General features: G+C 69.9%; 17 protein-coding genes and 5 pseudogenes. 6 read left to right on the top strand and 16 right to left on the bottom strand.

Annotation, left to right across the window (positions count from 1 at the left end):
* Positions 1 to 184: 184 nt before the first annotated feature.
* Together E2651_RS24940 and E2651_RS24935 are read right to left on the bottom strand one after the other, a co-directional pair.
* On the bottom strand, positions 185 to 1591 hold the full coding sequence (locus E2651_RS24940) for a PLP-dependent aminotransferase family protein (protein ID WP_135333450.1): 1407 nt from the start codon (positions 1589 to 1591) through the stop codon (positions 185 to 187).
* 102 nt (positions 1592 to 1693) lie between these two features.
* Entirely contained in the window at positions 1694 to 2395 is a 702-nt protein-coding gene (locus E2651_RS24935; protein WP_135333449.1) for a hypothetical protein, read from the bottom strand.
* A gap of 228 nt (positions 2396 to 2623) precedes the next feature.
* Here E2651_RS24935 and E2651_RS24930 point away from each other — a divergent pair, with 228 nt between their 5' ends.
* The 3 genes and pseudogenes from E2651_RS24930 to E2651_RS24920 form a co-directional block, all read left to right on the top strand.
* Positions 2624 to 3175, top strand: a complete 552-nt coding sequence (locus tag E2651_RS24930; RefSeq protein WP_135333448.1) for a carboxymuconolactone decarboxylase family protein — start codon at positions 2624 to 2626, stop codon at positions 3173 to 3175.
* Positions 3172 to 3618 carry a carboxymuconolactone decarboxylase family protein gene (locus E2651_RS24925; protein WP_135333447.1) on the top strand — a complete coding sequence of 149 codons (447 nt, stop codon included), beginning with the start codon at positions 3172 to 3174 and terminating at the stop codon, positions 3616 to 3618. Before E2651_RS24930 ends, E2651_RS24925 begins: the two co-directional genes overlap by 4 nt.
* Positions 3615 to 3956, top strand: a pseudogene (locus E2651_RS24920) (isocitrate lyase/phosphoenolpyruvate mutase family protein); the annotation flags it as partial. The gene E2651_RS24925 and the pseudogene E2651_RS24920, both read left to right, overlap by 4 nt.
* 286 nt (positions 3957 to 4242) lie before the next feature.
* Here the strand turns inward: E2651_RS24920 and E2651_RS24915 are convergent.
* The 5 genes from E2651_RS24915 to E2651_RS24895 all read right to left on the bottom strand — a co-directional run bounded on the left by E2651_RS24915 (position 4243) and on the right by E2651_RS24895 (position 11591).
* Positions 4243 to 5202, bottom strand: a complete 960-nt coding sequence (locus E2651_RS24915) for a glycine betaine ABC transporter substrate-binding protein (RefSeq protein WP_245239177.1) — start codon at positions 5200 to 5202, stop codon at positions 4243 to 4245.
* A 91-nt stretch (positions 5203 to 5293) separates the two neighbouring features.
* On the bottom strand, positions 5294 to 7312 hold the full coding sequence (locus E2651_RS24910) for an ABC transporter permease subunit (protein WP_135333446.1): 2019 nt from the start codon (positions 7310 to 7312) through the stop codon (positions 5294 to 5296).
* Positions 7309 to 8481, bottom strand: coding sequence for a glycine betaine/L-proline ABC transporter ATP-binding protein (locus E2651_RS24905; protein ID WP_135333445.1), 1173 nt, complete (start codon positions 8479 to 8481; stop codon positions 7309 to 7311). The genes E2651_RS24910 and E2651_RS24905 overlap by 4 nt, the downstream gene beginning before the upstream one ends.
* On the bottom strand, positions 8478 to 10010 hold the full coding sequence (locus E2651_RS24900) for a GMC oxidoreductase (RefSeq protein WP_135333444.1): 1533 nt from the start codon (positions 10008 to 10010) through the stop codon (positions 8478 to 8480). The genes E2651_RS24905 and E2651_RS24900 overlap by 4 nt, the downstream gene beginning before the upstream one ends.
* Before the next feature lie 51 nt (positions 10011 to 10061).
* Complete coding sequence (locus E2651_RS24895) at positions 10062 to 11591, bottom strand: aldehyde dehydrogenase family protein (protein WP_209446231.1); 1530 nt, start codon at positions 11589 to 11591, stop codon at positions 10062 to 10064.
* Positions 11592 to 11747: 156 nt separating this feature from the next.
* On the opposite strand from E2651_RS24895, the gene E2651_RS24890 reads away from it, so the two are divergent.
* A complete protein-coding gene (locus tag E2651_RS24890) occupies positions 11748 to 12503 on the top strand; it encodes a hypothetical protein (protein ID WP_135333442.1) in 756 nt (251 codons plus the stop codon).
* A 203-nt stretch (positions 12504 to 12706) separates the two neighbouring features.
* Here E2651_RS24890 and E2651_RS45455 read toward each other — a convergent pair.
* From E2651_RS45455 to E2651_RS24865, 5 genes and pseudogenes are all read right to left on the bottom strand, one after another.
* A pseudogene (locus E2651_RS45455) lies at positions 12707 to 12814 on the bottom strand (transcriptional regulator); the annotation flags it as partial.
* Positions 12815 to 12816: 2 nt separating this feature from the next.
* Positions 12817 to 13563, bottom strand: coding sequence for a hypothetical protein (locus E2651_RS24880; protein WP_135333441.1), 747 nt, complete (start codon positions 13561 to 13563; stop codon positions 12817 to 12819).
* A gap of 10 nt (positions 13564 to 13573) precedes the next feature.
* A complete protein-coding gene (locus tag E2651_RS24875; protein ID WP_135333440.1) occupies positions 13574 to 13954 on the bottom strand; it encodes a hypothetical protein in 381 nt (126 codons plus the stop codon).
* Positions 13951 to 15765, bottom strand: a complete 1815-nt coding sequence (locus E2651_RS24870) for a hypothetical protein (RefSeq protein WP_135333439.1) — start codon at positions 15763 to 15765, stop codon at positions 13951 to 13953. Before E2651_RS24870 ends, E2651_RS24875 begins: the two co-directional genes overlap by 4 nt.
* A gap of 107 nt (positions 15766 to 15872) precedes the next feature.
* Positions 15873 to 16490, bottom strand: a pseudogene (locus tag E2651_RS24865) (LysR substrate-binding domain-containing protein); the annotation flags it as partial.
* A gap of 19 nt (positions 16491 to 16509) precedes the next feature.
* On the opposite strand from E2651_RS24865, the pseudogene E2651_RS24860 reads away from it, so the two are divergent.
* Positions 16510 to 17184, top strand: a pseudogene (locus E2651_RS24860) (MFS transporter); the annotation flags it as partial.
* A gap of 100 nt (positions 17185 to 17284) precedes the next feature.
* Here E2651_RS24860 and E2651_RS24855 read toward each other — a convergent pair.
* The gene (locus tag E2651_RS24855) at positions 17285 to 18274 is read right to left on the bottom strand and encodes a malate dehydrogenase (protein WP_135333437.1); all 990 of its coding nucleotides are present in this window, start codon (positions 18272 to 18274) and stop codon (positions 17285 to 17287) included.
* 320 nt (positions 18275 to 18594) lie between these two features.
* Positions 18595 to 19710: an XRE family transcriptional regulator gene (locus tag E2651_RS24850; RefSeq protein ID WP_135333436.1), complete on the bottom strand. Its 1116-nt coding sequence runs from the start codon at positions 19708 to 19710 to the stop codon at positions 18595 to 18597.
* A gap of 356 nt (positions 19711 to 20066) precedes the next feature.
* Between E2651_RS24850 and E2651_RS24845 the strand changes: the two genes are divergently transcribed.
* Positions 20067 to 20609 (top strand): peptidoglycan-binding domain-containing protein, encoded by a 543-nt coding sequence (locus E2651_RS24845; RefSeq protein WP_245239175.1) that lies wholly within the window; start codon positions 20067 to 20069, stop codon positions 20607 to 20609.
* A 103-nt stretch (positions 20610 to 20712) separates the two neighbouring features.
* Here E2651_RS24845 and E2651_RS24840 read toward each other — a convergent pair whose 3' ends face one another.
* Positions 20713 to 21213 (bottom strand): helix-turn-helix transcriptional regulator, encoded by a 501-nt coding sequence (locus E2651_RS24840; protein WP_135333435.1) that lies wholly within the window; start codon positions 21211 to 21213, stop codon positions 20713 to 20715.
* 289 nt (positions 21214 to 21502) lie between these two features.
* Positions 21503 to 21704 (bottom strand): annotated as a pseudogene (locus tag E2651_RS44130) (hypothetical protein); the annotation flags it as partial.

Raw genomic sequence — 21704 nt, 5'->3', positions numbered from 1 at the left:
ATGTGTATAGGAGACAGGTGGTGGCGGTGGTGGGGGCGTTGGCGTTGGCGAGGTTCGGGGAGGCGCCGACTGTTGAGGGGACCCCGAGCCGCTGAGGGGACCCCGAGCGCTGAGGCGACCCCGAGCCGCTGAGGCGACCCCGAGCCGCCGAGGGGACCCCGAGCCGCTGAGGAACGTACGCGGCCTACGGCAGCACCCTGCACAACGCGTCCAACGCCCCCGCCCACGCGTGATCCGCCGGCGTCCCGTACCCCACCACCAGCGCGTCCCGCGGAGCGACCCGCGCCGCGGGGTGCCGGAACTGCTCGAGCCCCTGCAAGGCAAGGCGTTGCCAGCCGGCCGCCTCCACCACCGAGCGCTCCGTCCCCGCCGGGAGTTCGAGGACCGCGTGCAGGCCCGCCGCGATCCCCGAGGCCCGCACCTCCGGCGCCCGCGAGGCCAGCGCCGCGACAAGCTGGTCGCGGCGACGGCGGTAGCGCAGCCGTGCGCCACGCACATGACGGTCGTACGCACCGGACGTGATGAACTCCGCGAGCGTCAGCTGATCAAGCACCCCGCACGTCCAGTCGGTGCCGCCCTTCGCCTCGATGACCTCCGCGGCGATCGACGCCGGCAGGACCATCCAGCCGAGCCGGAGACCCGGAGCCAGGGACTTGCTCGCCGTGCCGAGGTAGACCACACGGTCGGGGTCGAGACCCTGGAGCGCGCCCACCGGCTGCCGGTCGTAGCGGAACTCCCCGTCGTAGTCGTCCTCCAGGATCAGTCCGCCCGCGCGCCGCGCCCAGTCGACGGCGGCCGCACGCCGGTCGGGGTGCAGCGGAACGCCCATCGGGAACTGGTGCGCGGGAGTGAGCAGCGCCACCTTCGCCGAGCCCGACTCCAACTCGGCGGTGGACGTGCCCAGTTCATCGAAGGGCAGCGGCACCGTCCGCAGCCCCGCCTGCTTCAGCAGCGTCCAGTGGGCGTCGAGGCCGTACGACTCCACCGCCACCTCCCGCAGCCGCCGCGCCCGCAGCACGCCGCCGAGCAGCTTGAGGCCGTGCACGAAGCCGGCGCAGATGACGATGCGGTCCGGGTCCGTGTGCACGCCTCGCGCACGCGAGAGGTAGTCGGCGAGGGCGGTGCGCAGCTCGATCCGGCCGCGCGGATCTCCGTATCCGAGCGCGTCGTTCGGGGCGGCGGTCAGCGCGCGGCGGGCAGCCTTGAGCCATTCGGCGCGAGGGAAGGAGGCGAGGTCCGGGGTGCCCGGCATCAGGTCGTACGTCGGCCTGCCGCCTGCCCGGCGGGGCCGCGCCGGGGCGGCCGGACGCTGGACCCTCCGCTCGGCGACGCGCGTCCCCGACCCCTGCCGCGCGGTGAGCCACCCCTCGGCGACCAGGTCCGCGTACGCGTCGGCGACCGTGTTCCGCGCGATGCCCAGGTCGACGGCGAGCGACCGGGATGAGGGCAGCCGGGTGCCGGGGGCGAGGCGACCGCCGCGCACCGCCTCGCGCAGGGCGTCCGTGAGCCGCTTGCGCACACCGGAGCGCGTCGCGTCGCCGACCGCCTCCAGGTGCAGGTCGACCCCTAAAGTGGCCCACGAATCTTCCATGGGAATGGACCATACCTCTGGGCTATTCGGGCCGCACGGTCGACATCATTTGCTGATGACCGTCAGTACTTGCTGATGACTTTCAGTACTTGCTGATGACTTTCAGTACTTGCTGATGCAGGAGAGCTTGACCCGCCCGGTCTGGGCATCGGGGAGGGTGTTCTTGATGCTCCAGGCTTCCACCCGCCACTTCACCGAACGCATTTCGGTGGGTGTCGCGCGGTCCGTCACCAGAACCTGCTGAGAACCGCCGAAGTTGTGCGTGCGCAGTGCGCCGCCGCTCGTCGACTTGAACCGGTGCTTGATGTTGCCGATTCCGGCCGAAGAGATATAGACGGTCTTCCCCGCGGAGCAGGTCTTGGTGCCGGACTTCTTCTGCTTGAGTTTGTCCGACGCCTTTCCCACCCGCCAGCCCTGCGAACTGCAGTAGCCGTACACCTTGTTCAGGTTGTTCGGGTTTCCCCAGGATGAAGTGACCTTCCACTTCACGGACTTGCGCCACGTCGGGATGGTCCGCGTCGAGGCGCCGCTGGGATCGTGCTTCCAGATCCTGGACACCAGCTTGCCGCCGGAAGGCTTCCACGACACCCGCGACGCACCCACGGCCGAGTCCCAGATCCAGGCGGTCTCGCCCCTCTTACGGCACTTGAGCGTGCCCTTCTTCGTGTGGAACCCGGCCTTGGCGACCACATCGGACTTCTGAGCGGCGGCGGGTGCGGGTGCGGGTGCGGCCTGAGCCGACCCGGCCGTCATCGGCGTCAGGAGGGCGGCACCGACCGCGAGTGCGCACACGGGCGTACTCACTCGACGAGGGAGTTTCATACGCGACAACCATCTCTCTTCCCCGGGGTTGGCATGAACACAACCCACCGTAGGGGTGGCTGATCGGGCCCCACAATTGCACGAAAGTGCCATACGCGAGGTGAGTCCAGGTGCGTAACGCCAGATGGAGGCCGACCCCCAAAGTGGCCCATGAATCTCCCATGGGAATGGACCATACCTCTGGGCTATTACGGTCGTACGGTCGACAGCATGACCGAGAACGCGAACACCAGCACCACCAGCACCGACAGCACCGACAGCACCGACAGCACCGACAGTCAGGCCAAGCAGTACCTCCACGAGCACAGCCCCCGCCTCGCCTGGTCCGAGCACGCCCCCGAAGTCTTCAAGGCGATGATCCGGCTCGACGCGGCCGCCCGTAAGGGCCTCGACCCGGTGATCTACGAGCTCGTCAAGATCCGCGCCTCGCAGATCAACCACTGCGCGCTCTGCCTCGACATGCACACCAAGGACGCGCTCGCGGCGGGCGAGAGCGTCGAGCGGATCATCCAGCTCAGCGCGTGGGAGGAGTCGCGGCACTTCTACACCGCGAAGGAGATCGCGGCGATCGAGCTGACCGACGCCATCACCGTCCTGACCGACGGTTTCGTGCCGGACGATGTGTACGAGAGGGCCGCGAAGCAGTTCGAGGAGGCGGAGCTGACCCAGCTCATCGCCGCGATCACGGTGATCAACGCGTGGAACCGCTTCGGCGTCTCCACGCGCCAGGTACCGGGCCACTACAAGGCGGACGCCAAGTGAGCCCTCGTACGACCTACTTGGACAAGGGCGTCGGCCGTGCGATGGCCGCACTGAGCGCCGCCGCCAAGCAGGGGCTCGGCGACCCCGCGCTCGCCGAGCTGGTGATGATGCGGGCCTCGCAGATCAACGCGTGCGCGTTCTGCCTGGACATGCATGTCGACATCGCCGTGAAGAACGGTGAGACCACGAAGCGGATCGCGCTGCTCAATGCCTGGGCGGAGGCGGGAGACCTCTTCAGCGAGCGCGAGCGGGCGGCTCTCGCGCTGACCGAGGCGGTCACCGTCCTCACGGACGGCTTCGTGCCCGATGCGACGTACGAGCAGGCGGCCGAGCACTTCGACGAGCCCGAACTCGCCCATCTCATCGGCCTGATCACCGTCATCAACAGCTGGAACCGGCTGATGGTCAGCCGCCGCATCGAACCGGGAGGGTACACACCATGAGCGGAGCCGACGACTTCAGGGCGCTGCACCATGGGCGTGCGCCCGGTGACCCGCTCGTCCTGCCCGGTCCCTGGGACGCGGCGAGCGCGCGGGTCTTCGAGGAGGCGGGCTTCCCCGCCCTGGCGACGCCGAGCGCAGGGGTCGCGGCGTCGCTCGGGTACGTGGACGGGGAGGTGCCCGCGGACGAGATGTTCGCGGCGGTCGCCCGCACCGCGCGGTCGGTCTCCGTGCCCGTCTCGGCCGACATCGAGGACGGGTACGGGCTCGCCCCGAAGGAGCTGGTGGAGCGGCTGCTCGAGGCCGGGGCCATCGGGTGCAACCTGGAGGACTCCTCGGGCGGCGCGGCGCCACGCGGATCACGTTCGGTCCTGGCCTGCAGATCCGGGCGACGGAGGCGCTGCGGGAGATCGCCGCAGGCCTGCGGTAGAGGTGGCGGTGCCGGGCCCCCTCCGGGCTAGAACTTGCCGCAGTAGAACATCATCTTCTTCAGCTTGCCGCCGTTGAGGCCAACACGGCGGGGCGCAGGGCAGACACATGACGATGGTGCCGGGCCCTCTGAGGGCCCGGCACCATCGTCATGACTACGCCTGCTGCTCAGCCACCGAAATACGCGGCGGCGTCACTTCACTTCTTCGGGAGCCACTTCTCCCACACGTCCTTGTTCTCCTTGACCCACTTCTTGGCCGCTTCCTCGCCCGACATCTTGTCCTTCGCGATGGACTGGGCAACCTCGTTCTGCTGCTCGTTGGTCCACTTGAAGTTCTTCAGGAACTGCGCGGCGTCACCGCCGTCCTTGGCGAAGTCCGCGTTCAGGTACTTCTGCAGCTTGTTGTTGTCGTAGCCGCACTTGGTCTTGGTCTTCGGCTCGTTGCAGCCGTCGGTGTACTCGGGGAACTTCACCTCGACCATGTCCAGGTCGACGTTGGCCCACAGCGGCTCCCACCAGTAGGTGATGAACGGCGTCTTGGCCTCGTACTTCGACTGGATTTCCTTGATCTGCGCGGCTTCGTTGCCGGTTTCCTTGATGTGGAAGTCCAGCTTGTGGTTCTTGATGAGGTACTGGTCGTACGTCGTGTACGAGGGGGCAGCACCGATGAACTCGCCCTTGTCGCCGGACTCCGAAGTCTTGAAGTCCTTGGCGAACTTGTTCAGGTTCTTGTAGTCGAGGATCTCGGGGTGCTTGTCCGCGTAGTACTTCGGGACGAACCAGCCGATGTGCCCGACCACGCCGAGGTCGCCGCCCTTGACGACCGACTTCTTCTTGTCGATGTAGAGCTTCTGCTTGTCGGGCTGGCCGTTCCAGTCCTCCATGATGACGTCGGCCTTGCCGCTGTTCAGGGCATCCCAGGCGATGGGCTCATCCATCGTCTTGAGGTTGACCTTCTTGACGTCCAGCTCGTCCTCGAGGATCACCTTCGCGACCTCGGCGTTGGCGCGCGCGCCGACCCAGGACGGGACGGTGATGGTGACCTCGTCGCTGTTGCCGGCCTTCTTGGTGTCGGCGGCGCAGGCGCTGAGGCCGAGCATGCCGAGGACACTGACGCCCGCGATGAGACTGGTGGTTATCCGCTTGCTGTGCTTCACGAGACTTGTCCCTTACGTAGCAGGAGTGGCAGAAGTTGGCGCGGAGTTGTGGCGGCAGGTGCTGTAGGCCCGCCCGCGCCGCCTGTGGGGGTCAGCGCAGGGCGTCCTGCTTGGCCTTGGCACTCGGCTGCGAGACCCGGTCGAGCAGCACGCCGAGGCACACCATCGCGACACCGGCCGTCAGGCCGAGCGGCAGGTCGTCATGGGCCAGGCCCGTGACGACCTGAACGCCGAGGCCACCGGAGCCGATCATGCCGGCGATGACCACCATCGACAGGACGAGCACGACACCCTGGTTGACAGCCAGCAGGAGAGACGAGCGCGCCAGCGGGAGCTGGACACCGCGCAGTTGCTGGCCCGTCGTGGCACCGAGCGAACGCGCCGCCTCCAGGGCCGACGGGTCGATCTGGTTGACGCCCTGCGTGGTGATGCGGATGACCGCGGGCAGGGCGTAGAGCACGGCCGCCACGACACCGGCCGTACGGCCGCCGTGGAACAGTGCGATCGCGGGGATCATGTAGACGAACTGCGGCATCGTCTGCAGTGCGTCGAGCACCGGACGGATCGCCCGCTCCACCCAGCCGACACGCGCCGCGAAGATACCGATCGCGAAGCCGAGCAGCAAGGTGACCACCAGCGCCGTGATGACCACGGAGAGAGTGTCGAGCGACCGGGTCCACAGGCCCATCCCGCCGATGACGCCCAGGGCGAGCACCGCGGTGATCGCGGCCGACCAACGGCCCGCCAGATAGGCGAGGACTCCGGCGACCAGGGCCAGCGCCCACCAGGGAGTGGCCTCGAGACCGTCACGTATCGGGTTGATGACGTACGTGGCGAAGTTCGAGGCCATCGTGATGGTGCCGCCCACGACGGGTACACCGGAGCCGAAGGTGTGCTCGACCCATTCGACCGCGGAGTTGACCGGGTTGGCGATGGCGACGACCCAGCTGTCGGGCCACTCCTGCTTGCCCAGAACGGAGCCGAGGACGGAGCCCACGGCGGTCGCGACGACGACGCCGAGCCAGATGAGCCAGCTCTTCGGCCCGCCCTTGTCCATGCTCGGGGCGTCGAGCCGCTCGCCCGCGGCCCCCGTCGTGCGGTCCAGCCAGATGGCGATCAGCACGATCGCGATACCGGGCGACAGGGCGAGACCGGTGTCCACGGTGGAGATCGCGGTGTAGATCTCGCCGCCAAGGCCGCCGACACCGACCACCGAGGCGAGCACGACCATGGAAAGACTCATCATGATCGTCTGGTTGAGGCCGAGCAGCATCTGCTTGCGGGCCAGCGGCAGGCGCGCGGTCCACAGCTGCTGCCAGGAGCTCGCGCCGAGGGATGCCGATGCCTCGAGTGCGGCCTTGTCGGCACCCCGCAGGCCGAGCGCGGTGAGGCGGCCCATCGGCGGAGCCGCGTAGATGACCGTGGCGACGAAGGCGGGCGGCACGTCGACGCCGAAGATCAGCACGAACGGCAGCAGATAGGAGAACGCCGGCAGGATCTGCATGGTGTCGAAGACGGGGTTCAGAATGCGCTGCCCCCGCTCCGAAAGACCGGCCCAGAATCCGAGCAACGCTCCGACGACGGCCGCGACGGTGACACAGGCCACCATCAGGCCGAGGGTCTCCATCGCCGGTTCCCACATGCCGAGCAGCCCGATCAGCACGAAGGCACCGAGCGCGGTGCCCGCGGTGCGCAGCGCACGGCGGCTGAAGTCCGCGCCACCTGCCACCCAGGCGATGAGCACCGCGGCGACGGTCACGCCGAAGACGCCGAGGCTCTCGAAGAGACTGACGAGACCGTCGACAGAGCCCTGCGCGGCATTACTGATGTGCAGCAGGAAGTACAGGAAGATCCAGTGGGTGTCGCGGTTGTCCTCGAGCCAGGTCTCCGCATCGCCCAGCGGGGACCGGACGTCGAAGGTCCAGCCGCCGGGCCAGGCGCTGTGATCGACCAGGAACGCACTGACGACCGCGACCAGCACGGCGGCGACCAGCAGAACCACCTTGGGCCGGGCGGCAAGGCGGGCCAGCAGGCCGGGCGCCTGCGGGACGAGCGGCGCGTCGGGCGCGCGGTCCTTCTTCTCCAGGACGGGAGTACCGGCGGCACTCATACGGCCGCCACCTCCCGGCCCTCGGTATCGCCGCTGATCCCGGCGACCACCGCGAGCAGCTGTGCGTGGTCGACGACGCCCAGGGTGCGGCCGTTGTCGACGACACGGCAGTGCTCGCCGCTGCGCGCGACCGCCTCGATGGCGTCGACGACCAGGGTGTCCGGGGCGAGCGCGGCGCCCGTGGTCGACTCGTCGGCGTCCGCGCGGCGCATCGCGCGGCGGACCGTGATGACCTGCTCGCGCGGGACGTCACGGACGAAGTCGCGTACGTAGTCGTCGGCGGGGTTGGAGACGATCTCCTCGGGCGTGCCGAGCTGCACGACCGCGCCGTCCCGCATCAGCATGATGCGGTCGCCGAGGCGCAGGGCCTCGGACAGGTCGTGGGTGATGAAGACCATGGTGCGGCCCTCTTCGCGGTGCAGGCGGATGACCTCTTCCTGCATGTCGCGGCGGATCAGCGGGTCGAGGGCGCTGAACGGCTCGTCGAAGAGCAGGACTTCGGGGTCCACGGCGAGGGCACGGGCCAGGCCCACGCGCTGCTGCTGGCCGCCGGAGAGCTGGGTCGGCTTGCGCTGCTCAAGGCCTTCGAGGCCGACCTTGGCGACGACCTCCATGGCCTTGGCGCGGCGCTCGGCCTTGCCCATGCCCTGGATCTCCAGGCCGTAGGCGACGTTGTCGAGGACGGTGCGGTGCGGCAGGAGGCCGAAGTTCTGGAAGACCATCGCGGTCTGGTGGCGGCGCAGTTCGCGCAGCCGGTTCTTGTCCATGGCCAGGATGTCGTCGCCGTCGATGGCGATCGAGCCCGAGGTGGGCTCGATGAGCCGGGTCAGCGTCCGCACGAGCGTCGACTTGCCCGAGCCGGAGAGGCCCATGACGACGAAGACCTCGCCCTTCTTGACCTCGAAGGACACATCACGCACGGCGGCGGTGCAGCCGGTCCGCTCACGCAGTTCGGCGGGCTTCAGGCCATGCAGCGAGGTGTCGCCGGGTATCCGGTCGGCCTTCGGGCCGAAGACCTTCCAGAGGTTCTCGACGGCGAAGACGGGCCCGTTGCCGGACTCCTGTGCCTTCGTGGCGCCGACGTCGTTCTTGCCGATCGAGGCGTTCTTGTCGGCCGAGGCGTTCTTGTCGGTCGAGTCATTCGTCTTGTTCACAGGGGCCTCGCTCATCGGGCGTCACCGCCAAGGATCTCTGCACATTTCTCCCCGACCATGAGCACTCCGATCATCGGGTTCACGGCCGGCATCGTCGGGAAGACGGATGCGTCCGCGATACGGATTCCAGCCATGCCCCGGACCTTCAATTCCGGGTCCACCACAGCGAGTTCATCAGTGGAAGCACCCATTCGGCAGGTGCCTGCCGGGTGGTAGACGGTGTGCGCGGCCTTGCGCACGAGCTCGCTGATCTCGGCGTCGTCGGTGACGTCGGGGCCGGGGAACACCTCGCGCTTGAGCCACTTGGCGAACGGCTCGGCCTGCGCGACCTTGCGCGCCAGCTTGATGCCGTCGACGAGCGTCTGCCCGTCGTAGTCACCCTCGTCCTCGAAGTACTTGAAGTCGAGGGCGGGCTTGACCTCGGGGTCCGCGGAGGTGAGGTAGAGGCGGCCGCGTGCACGGGACTTGGGGATGTTCGGCGTCATCGAAACACCGTGCTCGGGGCGTTCGTAGCCGAGCCGCTCCGGGTTGTCCGTGAACGGGATTTGGTAGAAGTGGAACATCAGGTCCGGGCCCTTGTGGTCCGGGTCCCGCTTCACGAAAAGACCGGCGTCCGAATCCATCGCGGAGTTGCCGGGGATGGGCCCGTTGGTCTCCCAGACGATGACCGACTCGGGGTGGTCGATGAGGTTCTCGCCGACGCCCGGCAGGTCGTGCACGACGGGGATGCCGAGGGCCTCGAGGTCCTTGGCCGGGCCGATGCCGGAGTGCATGAGGAGCCGGGGCGTGTCGACGGCGCCCGCGCAGACGAGGACCTCGCGGCGGGCGGTGAGCAGCTGCTCCGCGCCGTCCTCGGTGCGGATGTGCACACCGCGCGCGGTCTTGCCGTCGAGCTCCAGCTTGGTGGCCCAGGTCTCCAGGAAGAGGTGGAGGTTCGGGCGGTCACCGGCCTCCATGTGGGGGTGGAGGTAGGCGACCGACGCGGAGGAGCGCTTGTTGTTCTCCGGGTGGTACGAGAGGTCGAAGAAGCCGACGCCCTCGTCGAAGGGCTTGTCGTTGAAGCCGACGACCTCCGGGACACCGAGCGCGGTCTTCGTCGCCTCGACCCAGTCGGTGGCGATCTGGTTCTGGTCCTTCTTGGCGACGCGCACGACGTTGTTGCGCAGCTTGCCGTAGAAGGGGTCCATCGCCTTGGCGTTCCAGCCGGTGGCGCCCGCCTCTTCCCACTCGTCCCAGTCGGACGGCAGCGGCTTGAAGGAGATCAGGGTGTTGTGCGACGAGCAGCCGCCGAGCACCTTGGCGCGGCTGTGCAGGATGTGCGAGTTGCCCCGCGGCTGCTCGGTGGTGGTGTAGCCGTAGTCGAGGTCGCCGCCGAGCAGGCCGAGCCAGCGGCGGAGCGTCAGGACGTCGTCGCGGTCGATGTCGCTCGGGCCGCCCTCGATGACGGCGACGGTGACGTCCGGGTTCTCGGTGAGCCGGGACGCGATCACCGATCCTGCGGTGCCGCCACCGACGATGACGAAGTCGTACTCGGTCTGGGACATGCGGTTACTCCAACGTTCTGCGCGTAATGAGCGGTCGTACGTATCGAGGGCTCAGCCCGCGAACCAGCGCACCGGCGCGGGCGCCAGGTTCTGGTAGATGTGCTTGGACTCCCGGTACTCCGCGAGCCCGGCGGGTCCGAGCTCGCGCCCCACGCCGCTCTTGCCGAAGCCGCCCCACTCCGCCTGCGGCAGGTAGGGGTGGAAGTCGTTGATCCAGATGGTGCCGTGGCGCATGCGGCGGGCCATCCGGCGCCCGAGACCGGCATCGGTGGTCCAGACGGCGCCCGCGAGACCGTACTCGGTGTCGTTGGCGAGCGCCACGGCCTCGTCCTCGGTGCGGAAGGTCTCCACCGTCAGGACCGGGCCGAAGACCTCTTCGCGTACGACCTTCATCTCGCGGTGGCACTGGTCGAGCACCGTCGGCTCGTAGAAGTACCCGGTCGCGGGGCGGGCGTCGCTCGGCTCGGGGCGCTTGCCGCCGGAGCGGAGCACCGCGCCCTCCTCCAGAGCGGACGCGACGTACATCTCGGTCTTCTCGCGCTGCTGCCGCGAGACGAGCGGACCGCACTCGACACCGTCCTCGGTGCCGCGGCCGAGCTTGATCCTGCCGGCCCGGCGGGCGAGTTCGGCGACGAAGCGCTCGCGGACCGACTCCTCGATGATGAGGCGGCCACCGGCGGAGCAGACCTGCCCGCTGTGGATGAACGCGGCGTTGAGCGCCTGGTCCACGGCGGTGTCGAAGCCCTCTTCGGTGGCACAGGCGTCGGCGAAGACCACGTTGGGGTTCTTGCCGCCGAGCTCCAGGGCGACCTTCTTCACGCCGAGCGCGGCGGCCTGGGCGACCTTGGTGCCGGAGACGAGGCCGCCGGTGAAGGAGACCAGGTCGACGTCGGGGTGGTCGGAGAGCCGGGCGCCGACGGTGTGGCCGGGGCCGGTCACGATGTTGGCGACGCCCGCCGGGAGACCGGCCTCGACGAGCAGCTCGATGAGCGCCACCGTGGTCAGCGGCGTGATCTCACTCGGCTTGATGACGAAGGTGTTGCCCGCCGCGAGCGCCGGGGCGATCTTCCAGCTGGCCTGCAGGAGCGGGTAGTTCCAGGGCGTGATCATCGTGCAGACGCCGACGGGCTCGTGCACGACGACGCTGTGGATGTCGTCGGATCCCGCGTCGACGACACGTCCTGCGCCCTCGCCGATCACCAGGTCGGCGAAGTAGCGGAAGGCGTCGGCGACGCAGTCCACGTCGACGCGGCCCTCTTCGAGGGTCTTGCCGGCGTCGCGGCTCTCCAGGAGCCCGATCTCTTCCCGGTCGCGTACGAGGAGGTCGGCGACGCGGCGCAGTAGCGCGGCACGCTCGGCGACCGGAGTCTGAGGCCACGCTCCGTGGTCGAAGGCCTCCCGGGCGGCGGCGATCGCCGCGTCGGCGTCCTCGGTGCCGCCCTCGGCTATGAGTGCGAACGGCTTGGCATCCGCCGGGTCGAGGATCTCGCGCGTGGCACCGGAGAGGGCGTTTCGCCACTCTCCGCCCACATGGATGGTCTGTTGTGCGGACACGTCCCGTTTGCCTTCCGTTCCTGTCATATGCCCCGCCTGTCACTCGCGGTAGCCGGGTGCACCTGCCCTCCGGTGAAGAAACCATGCGCAAAACATGGCTGAAAGTGCCCTGAGTCACTGCGCGTGCAGGGCGGTGGGGCGAAACGTACGCTCGAAGAGGGCTTTGTCACTGGAGGTGGCGTAATGCGCGGAATTTCCAGGAAGCAGGCGTGGGGAACAGCGGCCTGTACGGCGGTCGCGCTCCTGGCCGCCCCGGCGGCCGCGCTCGCCGACACGGAGGACCTGAGCGCGCGGGAGATCACCGACAAGGCGGAGAAGGAACTGCTCGACGCCAAGTCCGTCACCCTCGAACTGGAGCAGAAGGGCGCGGACCTCGGCGGCGACGAGCCCGCCTCGATGAAGCTCGCCCTCGACCAGGACGACAACTGCGTCGGCTCGCTGACCATGGCGGACAAGGGCGGCAGCCTGGAGCTGATCAAACGGGGCGAGAAGGTCTGGATGAAGCCCGACGCCGCGTTCTGGAAGGCACAGCTCCCCGGTGGCCAGGGCGAGGCCGCGGCCGACATCATCGGGGACCGCTATCTCTACGGCACCACCGATGACGTCCTGCTCAAGGACATGGCCGGGGTCTGCGACCTGAAGGAGATCCAGCAGGAGGTCCGGGACGGCTCGGGCGACGAGTCGACGCTCAAGAAGGGCGACCGGACCGAGGTCGACGGCACCGACGTCATCCCCGTCACCGGCAGGGAAGACGGCAAGACCATCACGCTGGACGTCGCGGCCGAGGGCACTCCGTACCTGGTCAGGGCCACGGAGAAGGGGGACGGAACCGACTCGGTGCTGAAACTCTCGGACTACGACAAGCCGGTCCCGAAGGACACCCCGTCGGATGAGGACTCGGTGAACGTGTCGCAGTTGCAGGGCGTGGAGAACGGCTGACCGACGGGCAACACCTGAGCGTCCGCCGCCCTCACGCCTCGGGTGCCCTCACGCCTCGGGGTCCTCGAAGTCCGCGGGCTCGTCCTTCGGGCCTTCTCGGCGCGCTGCCGCTGGCGAAGCACCACGGCAGGATCAGGGCGACCATCGTCCACATCGTCCACATCGCCCACCGCTGATCGCCCACGACGGTCAGCACTCAGGCCGCGACTCCCGTAGACCTCATCCGTGAGCGGGCGGAACGGGCGGAGCGAGAACAGCGCCTCCACCGGCAGTCCGAAGAACTCCGCGATCTTCAGCGCCAGGTCGAGGCTCGTCAGCTGGGGGTGCAGATCTCGTCCGGAGGGCAGAACCACGCCAGGGCCGTGGCCATGAGCTCCTCCTCGTCCTCCCTGCCGTCCGCGTCGGCGCCGTACACGGCAAGGGCGTAGATCTCGCCGTCCACCGACTCGAAGCGGTGGTCGATGGCGTACCAGGTGCCGTTGTCGGGCTCGCCCTTGAAATGGCCGGCCTCGTAGGTGAGCCGGGCGCCGGGGCGGCCCGCGTCGACCGTGCGCGTCACCTCGGAGAGCTGGCGGAAGCCGCCCGGCTTGGTCACATCCGAGAGCCACAGCTCCAGCGAGGCGTACGGGGTCTCCTCCTCGACCTTGTAGATCTGCAGCCGCCGAGTGCCGTCCGCGCTGCGGTAGTTGACCACGTCGGGGCCGTACTGGGAGCCGCCTGTCGTGCGGCTCCAGCCGTCGGAGGGCAGGGCGAGCCGGTAGCCGAACTCGTCCTGCACCGTCTCGTATCCGACAGGCGGACCGCCCGACGCGGAGGGCGACGGGGCGTCCTCCGGGCTCACCCCGGGCTGTTCGAAAACCGTCAAGTACCCCCTCGGCTCCGGTTCGTCCTTCCAGCCGAGCGCCCAGCCGCCGAAGGCCAGGCCGCAGACCGCGAGGACCGTCACGACACCGCGCATCGCCTTGCCCTGGCGCACCGCGTCCCGGTCGTGGAGCTCGGCGATCCGCCGCTCCTGCTCGTGGCTGACCCACTCCTGGCGGTCGGCGTCGAAGATCCGCACCGATCGGCCCTCAGCCGGTGATCTGGGCGATCGCCTGGATGACCGCCGTGACGGACGCGGCCGTCGCGGCGGCCGCGCCGTACCGCTCGAGGCGGCCGCGAAGGCGCGCGAGCAGCCCGGCGTCACTGCGCCCGCTGCGGCCGATCTCCCGCTCCACCTCGTCCAGTTCGGCGTCGAGCGCCGCCTCGTCGGGCGTACGTTCCGGCGCCTGGGGCAGATGACCGCGCAGGGCCCGCACCTGGGTGAGCAGATGCTGGTGGTGCGGATCGGCCGTCACCACCGAGTAGTTGGTGGACTCGGCCTTGCCGTGCGCGCCGAAGGCCTGTGAACCGCCGGTGATCGAACCGATCTGGACGTGCGCGCCGCCGCCGCTCTCCCCGTCGCCGCTCATACCGTGCTCCTCTCGGTGTGCGTGGCCTGGCCGTGGGTGCCGGTGGCGAGGGCGCCGCCGGACATCTCCTTGATGTAGACCCCGCTGTTGTTGATCTGCGTGATGTTCTGCTCCAGGCGGTCCGTGCGGTAGCCGCCGGCCCGCAGCGCGTCGCGTACGCCCTCGCCGATGCGGTCCTGGAGGGTGCGGGCGTAGCGGGCGACATCCATCTCCTGGAAGAGGGACAGCTCGTCGGTGCTTGCCAGTTGGCGCAGGGAGACCAGCGGGGCGTCCGGCGGCGCCTGGGCCGGGCCGCGCAGGCCGATCGTGGAGCACAGGGCGCGCAGGGCGCGGGCGGCGCGCGGCGCGGGGACAGGCCCTTCGGGCTGCGCGAGCCAGAGCCGGAACGAGGTGCCGAGGGAGGGCAGTGTGCGCAGGGCCGCGATGCCGATCGCCACGCCGACCGCGGGGCCGTCGACGCAGGCGCGCAGGGCGTCGCGGACGGGGCCCTCCGGCTCGCTCGCCACGATCGTGTCGACCTCGCGGAACTCGGGGACGATCGGACCCAGGACGTGCGGCACCACTTCGAGGACCAGCATCCCGCCCTGTGTGTGCACCCGGACCAGGAGCGAGACGACGACCTGTTCGTTCCAGGCGCCGACCGTGATCCGCAGGAAGTGCCGCCGCGCCTCGCCGCCCTCGCCCGCGGCGTGGGCGATGTGCCGCTCGGTCTCCTCGGCGTCGTAGACCCCCGTTGTCTCGTACCCCTGGCCCGTGTAGAGCTGCTCGTCGCGGCCGGCGCCCGCGGGCAGATAGACGAACTCCTCGATCTCCAGGTCCCGCAGCCGGTCCACGCTGGTGGCCGCGGCGGAGGTGCGCAGGTCCTTCAGACGGGGCGTGATCATCTCGATGACCTCGCGCGCGGAGAGCGGTTCGTACGTGCGCTGCTTGGGCAGGCCGCCTTCCGGCAGCTCCGCGTCGGCGCGCTGCAGTTCGAGCACGACGGACCACGGCTTACGGGGCTTCCCGGCGCCCACGAAGGGGCGGTTCGCGTCGTAGAGGGTGACCTTGGCGTCCTGTTCGCGGCGGACGCAGTCGGCGATGCGGCGGAAGCGGGCGGGCAGTGCGGGCTGTTCGGTCTCGGCGAAGGTCTGCCGCGCGAGCCGCGTACGCAACGTGCGCTTGCGCAGGTACTGGTGACGCCACACCACGGCCGCGATGAGCAGCGGGAAGATCACCGGGTACGGGGTCTCCTGGATCCCGGCGACCGCGAAGACCGTGTACGAGACGGCGCACCACCACGCGAACCCGGTCACCAGCCAGCCGATCCGGCGCCGCAGCCAGACAAGCAGCGGCGGCAGGTTCAGCTTCCGCAGCACGCTGCCGTCCGCGCCCCGTCCTGAGAAGACGCGGGCCAGCCACAGCAGCAGGGCGACCACGGCGTACGAGAGTGCCCAGCCGCCCGGCACCAGGCCGCCGAACGTGCCGGGGCTCGACGCGCCGAACGCCTCGGGGTCGAAGGCGAGCAGCACGAGGTCGCCTCCGGAGACACCGGAATCGCCGCCCAGTGAGTCCTCGAGGGCGTCCCAGGCCATCACCGCGTCGGTGACGAGGAACCCGATCCACACCGCCGCCAGCAGCAGCGCGCTGGTCACCTCTTCACGCCGGGCCCGCAGCGCGTGCGCGAGCACCGGAAGGACATCGGCCCCGAACGGCGGCGCCACGGGGCGCTCCGCGTGGTCGACGAGCTCGGACACGACCCGGCTGCGGAACACCGCGTCCAGGTGGACGCCGGCACACAGCAGTCGGGTGGCCTCGGTGTTACGTGCCATGGCCAACTCCGTTGAGATAAAGCGGAATCGGAGGCTAACGGAGCGTGCTCACAGGGACCGCGGGAAGGCGCGCACGCCCCTCGAATAAGTGAATTCCCGGCACTCGTTCAAGTGACCTTCAGCAGATCCCGTACACACCCCCGCAGCCACGCGTGCGCCGGATCCGCGTCGTGCCGGGGGTGCCAGGCGATGCCCAGCGGGAGCGGCGGCAGGTCGAGCGGGATGTCGAAGGCGACCAGGCCCAGGGTGTCGGTCAGGGGCCGGGCCCAGGAGGTGACCAGGCCCACCAGGTCGGTGCGGAGCAGGACGAAGAGGGAGGAGGGATAGGTGCCGACGCTGCCCACCACCCGCCGCTCCAGGCCCAGTTCGGTCAGCGCGGCGTCCAGCGGGCCGTGCAGTCTGCCCTTGCGGGAGACCGTGATGTGATCGGCGGCGGCGAACCGCTCGGGCGTCAACTCGCCGCGCAACAAGGGGTGTCCGGGGCGTACGACACCCAGCATCCGGTCGTCGTACAGACGCTCGACCCGCACCTCGGGCGCGACCGTGTCGATCACCCCGACCTCCAGGTCGGCCGTACCCTCGCGCAGCACGGGCGCGTCGACATGGCTCTCACCGAGGAACCGGATGCGTACGCCGGGGGCCTCGGCCGCGGCGCGGGCGAACAGCGCGGGGCCGTACGCGGCGGCGATCACGTCGCTGCCGAGGACGGTGAGGGTGCGGGACACGGGCGGCGGATGGTCCCCACTGTGGACGGTCGACGCGTACGTCATCGTCTTCGCGGGGCTGCTCATCCCCGCGGGCGCCGTCGGCGACCGCTACGGACGCAAGGGCGCGCTGCTCTGCGGGCTCGGCCTCTTCGCCGCGGGCGCCACGGTCAGCGCGCTCGCCACCGGGCCCGTCCCGCTGATCGCCGGACGCGGAGTCTCCGGCGCGGGAGCCGCGCTGATCATGCCTGCGACCATGTCGATCCTGGTGCGCACCGCATCACCCGGGCACCGGCCGCGCGCGGTCGCATCCTGGGCGCTCGCCGCCGGGCTCGGCGGCTTCGCGGGGAACGCGGCCGGCGGCCTGATCGGCCAGTATCTGCCGTGGCGAGCCCTGTTCTGGGTGATGGTGCCGCTCGCGGCGCTGCTCGCCCTGGCCGTGGTGCGCACAACTCCCCGTACGGAGAAGTCGGTCGGGGCCGCCATCGACCCCCTCGGCGCCACGCTCCTGACCGGCGGTCTTGTCGCGGTGCTCTTCGGCATCATCGAGAGCCCGACGCACGGCTGGACATCGGCGCGCATCGGCATCGCGTTCGGGGTGGGCGCGGCGCTCGTCGCCGCGTTCGTGGGGCACGCCCTGCGCTCCCGCTCGCCGCTCTTCGACCCGCGGGTCTTCGGGTCCCGCAGGCTGCGGGCCGCGACGCTCGGAACGGCCGCGTCCACCGGACGCACGTCGCCCCCGGCTGCCGATCGAGTGGCTGCCGGGGGCGACGTGGACGAACGCGCGTACGGGCAGAGCCGTACGCGATGACGTACTAGAGGAGACCGAGGCCGCGGACCGCCTCGCGCTCCTCGGAGAGCTCCTGCACGGACGCGTCGATGCGCGTGCGCGAGAACTCGTTGATCTCCAGGCCCTGGACGATCTCGTACTTGCCGTCCTTGGTGGTGACGGGGAAGGAGGAGATCAGGCCCTCCGGAACGCCGTACGAACCGTCCGACGGGATACCCATGGAGGTCCAGTCGCCGGCCGCCGTGCCGTTGACCCACGTGTGGACGTGGTCGATGGCGGCGTTGGCGGCGGAGGCGGCCGAGGACGCGCCACGGGCCTCGATGATCGCGGCGCCGCGCTTGGCGACGGTCGGGATGAACTCGTCGGCGAGCCAGGCCTGGTCGTTCACGACCTCGGCGGCGTTCTTGCCGGCGATCTCCGCGTGGAAGATGTCCGGGTACTGGGTCGCCGAGTGGTTGCCCCAGATGGTCAGGCGCTTGATGTCGGAGACCGACGTGCCGGTCTTCTTCGCGAGCTGCGACAGCGCGCGGTTGTGGTCCAGGCGGGTCATCGCGGTGAAGCGCTCGGCCGGTACGTCCGGGGCGGCGGCCTGCGCGATGAGCGCGTTGGTGTTGGCCGGGTTGCCGACGACGAGGACCTTGATGTCGTCCGCGGCGTTGTCGTTGATGGCCTTGCCCTGCGGCTTGAAGATGCCGCCGTTGGCCTCGAGGAGGTCGCCGCGCTCCATGCCCTTGGTGCGGGGGCGGGCGCCGACGAGGAGGGCGACGTTCGTGCCGTCGAAGGCGACGTTCGGGTCGTCGCTGATCTCGATCGAGTTCAGCAGCGGGAAGGCGCAGTCGTCGAGCTCCATGGCGGTGCCCTCGGCGGCCTTCAGCGCCGGCGTGATCTCCAGAAGGCGCAGGTTGACCGGCACGTCCGCGCCGAGCAGGTGGCCCGAGGCGATGCGGAAGAGCAGCGCGTAGCCGATCTGGCCGGCCGCGCCGGTGACGGTGACATTCACGGGAGTGCGGGTCATGGCGATCTCCGTAAGACAGCTGGCGGTGGGGGTCCCTGCCCCTTGTGCTGGATCCCCTGCCGACGCCTTTTCGATCGCCTCTCGATGATCGATCTCTTGGCATCAAGAGAGATCCGGAGTCAGGCTATACCGCCTCGGGCGGGCCGGTGCGCCGGGTCCCTGTGGCCCCGCGCACATGGTGGCGGCCGCCACCTCGGGAGGGGGAGCGTGGCGGCCGCCCGGGGGTGTGACCGCACTCCCGTGGGGGTACGGTGCGCCTTCCCGGGCGCCCGGGATCCATGCCTACGGAATTGAGCCGCCGCTCCACGGCGCCCGCTCCGTCACTTCGTGCAGCCGGTGACGCCCGTCTTCAGCGTCGCGCACGCCTCCGCCGACGTGCCGTCCTTCACCGCCGTCATCGGCGTGTACGCGTCGAAGTCCGCGTTCACGGTCCCCGCCTGCTTGGCGCCCGCGTCGGCCGAAATCGTGACCTTGTCCCCCACCGCCGCCTGCGTGATCCGCGCCCAAGCGGCCCCGCAGGTCTTGCTGTAGCGGACCTCGATCAGCGCCTTGCCGACCGTCGCGCGCGTCGTCGTCTTGGCCAGTTCGCCGCCACAGCCCATCGTCTCCGGGTCCTTGCCGGTGCAGCTCTTGCCGCTGCACTCGACGCCCGCGGGCAGATCCGTGTCACTCGTGGTCGGCGAGGCCGGCGGCTTCGCGCCCTCATCACCCTTGTCGTCCTTGCCGAAGTCCGTCAGGAAGACGGCGGCGGCTATGACCACGAGCGCGCCGACCGTCCCCGCGAGAAACATCGTCAGCTTCCTGCGCCGCCGCTGCCCGTCGGGCGAGTCTCCGCCGCGGCGCGGCTCCTGCGCGCCGGGCGGCGCGACGGCGGGCCCCCGGCCGCCGTCCCCGACGCCGTACGAGGAAGCCGCGTACGCACCGGCTCCCGCGCCGGCGGACGGCGAGGCCTGCGGAGGCACCGTGGGCGAGACGCCCGCCGGGCCCGCGACCCCCGTCACGCTCCGGCCGCCACGGCCGCCGGCGTCGACATCGGTGCCCGCCGAGCCGCCCCGCGCCGTGTCCGTACCACCCTTGCCCTTGGGCGGGTTCGGCCCCAGCTCCCCGAGCGCGGCCCGCGCCTGGGAGATCCGGATGGCCTGCATGGTCATGTCGTGGCGCATCTCGGAGCGGCTCCACGCGCGCTCCGCGAGCTCCCACATGGTGATGAGGTGAACGGGGTTGGTGCCCGTCACCTCGGCCAACGCCACGATCGCACCCTTCGGGGCGAGCAGTCGCCCGTTCAGATAACGCTCCCACGACGTCTTGCTGTACCCGGTGCGGTCCGACACCGCGGCAATGCTCAGACCACTGCGGTCGACGAGCCTGCGCAGCTGATTGGCGAACTCCCTGACCTCCGGATCAAGCTCATCCGGTAGCGCCTTCCAACGAGGCATTACTCCCCCTATTCCCCCCGTACGTGCCTACTTGCCCCCGCGCGTGGTGCCCCCTGCGCTGCACAGGAGGCAGCCCCCCGCTGCCCCCTGTCATGGACTACCCAGAGGGATGCCAGAAGTCAGGATGTCAGTTCCCAGACTGGGGGCGCACGGGAGCATTCGGGCCACTGGCGTGCACCGTCGCACTCCCCGCGGGCCGGCGTCCAGTGTCCCACCGCTGTCCCGCATCACAATGCGGAACCCCAGGTAGCGGCCCGGGACGTCCCAAAGCATCCCAAATGCACCTGATAACCCTTTTATGAGTGGCGGCCGGAAGGCAGCATCGGAGAGGTCAACGCACCACCTAGGGGGATCAGATGCGCATCACCAAGGGCAGGTCGAAGCGGCTGCTCGGCTCGGCGATCGCCGTGACGGCGGGGGCCGCGCTCGCGCTCGGGGGCACGGCCTCGCTCGCGCAGGCGAGCGGTCCGCAGGTCATCGACGGCAAGGGCGCCGCGTACAACGACTGGGGCGACGAGGGCGACCTGTCCCGCCACAGCCACGCGAACAGCAACGCCACGCGGCTCTGGCAGACCGTCCTGTACGCGGACGGGGCGAAGTGGAAGGACAGCTACGGCAACCGGCACACGTTCAAGCAGTGGGACATCGACGGCAGCTTCGGCCGGAAGACCGAGTCGGCCACCAAGTGGTGGCAGCAGCACGAGGACGTGGAGGACATCGACGGCATCGTCGGCAAGGAGACGTTCGGCGTCGCGGACGACTACCTGGACGGACCGGGCTACAACGGCCGGGTCACCTACACCGGCTACCAGCACGACGTCACCTTCAAGCGCCTCGGCGGCACGTACTACGTGAAGATCGACGGCCAGTGGAAGAAGGCGGCGTACAACTGGCGCTAAGCGCTCCGCTGGAATTGCGTGATGGAACTGCGGGCCGGTGGGGGCTGGTCGCGCAGCTCCCCGCGCCCCTTACGGGGCCTGGGGCCGCCATCTCATGGCGGCCCTAGGCCATGAGATTCCTCAGCAGCCCTTCGAGCAGCGCCATCAGGATGAGGAACGCGGTGATACCGGCGATGGAACGCCAGGTCCACGTCGGGCGAGCGCGCGACGGCCGCCGTGGGCCGCTCTTCCGGGCGCGAGGCCGCCGGTGCTCGCCCGCCTCGCCCGCCTTGCTCGCCTTGCTCGCCTTGCTCGCCACGACGCGCGGGGCTGAATCCGCGCCCCCCGCACCGCCCCGCGGCCACACGCGCACCGCCAACTCCCAGCGCGCGCAGAACCGTTCACTGTCCTCCTTCGCCACCCGGCACAGCGCCGCGACCGCCTGGCGGGGCGGGGGCTGCTGTGCGTTGAGGTAGCGCTGCCAGGAGGATTTGCTGTACGCGGTCTCCTTGCCGAGCGCGACCAGGCTCAGGCCGGTGCGGTCCTTGAGCAGCCTCAGCTGTTCCACGAAGTGCCGCACTTCCGGGGGAAGTCCCTCCGGCAGCGGCCGCCAGGCAGCACTCATGCTTCACCCCCAGCATGTGCCCAGTTTGCCCACATGACGGCCGGGCGACCCGAAGTGGTTCCCTCCGCACCCGGTCAGCAACTGTTGCGGGCTGGGCACACCGTTGCGGAATGGTCACCTCCGTGCCACAGGGGCAAGGCATCCCTTGAACGGAGTTGGCGCGGGCATGACGCTGGAACTCGTTGAAAGCGGCCCCCACAGGCAGCCCCCACAGACCGGCGGCGCCCGTCCTCCCACGGGGGAGAGGACGGGCGCCGTCTTGTTTTCCCGGGCCCCATATTCCTGGGTCCTACTTTCCTGGGTCCTTCCCGTCAGCCGCCCCGAAGCACTGCCGCTCGCCGTCCCGCACCAGGCAGCCCCGCACGTCCGGCAGCGCGCCCCGCCGCGCGGCGGCCATGGGTGTCGACAGCGAGCCCTCCTCGTCGAACCGGTCCTGGACTTCCGTCTGTTGGGTGCCGATGCCCGGCGCGACGATCTCGACCCTGTCTCTT

Source organism: Streptomyces sp. MZ04, assembly GCF_004684775.1.
Taxonomy (GTDB): Bacteria; Actinomycetota; Actinomycetes; order Streptomycetales; family Streptomycetaceae; genus Streptomyces.
This window is presented reverse-complemented; position numbering and strand designations above follow the sequence as displayed.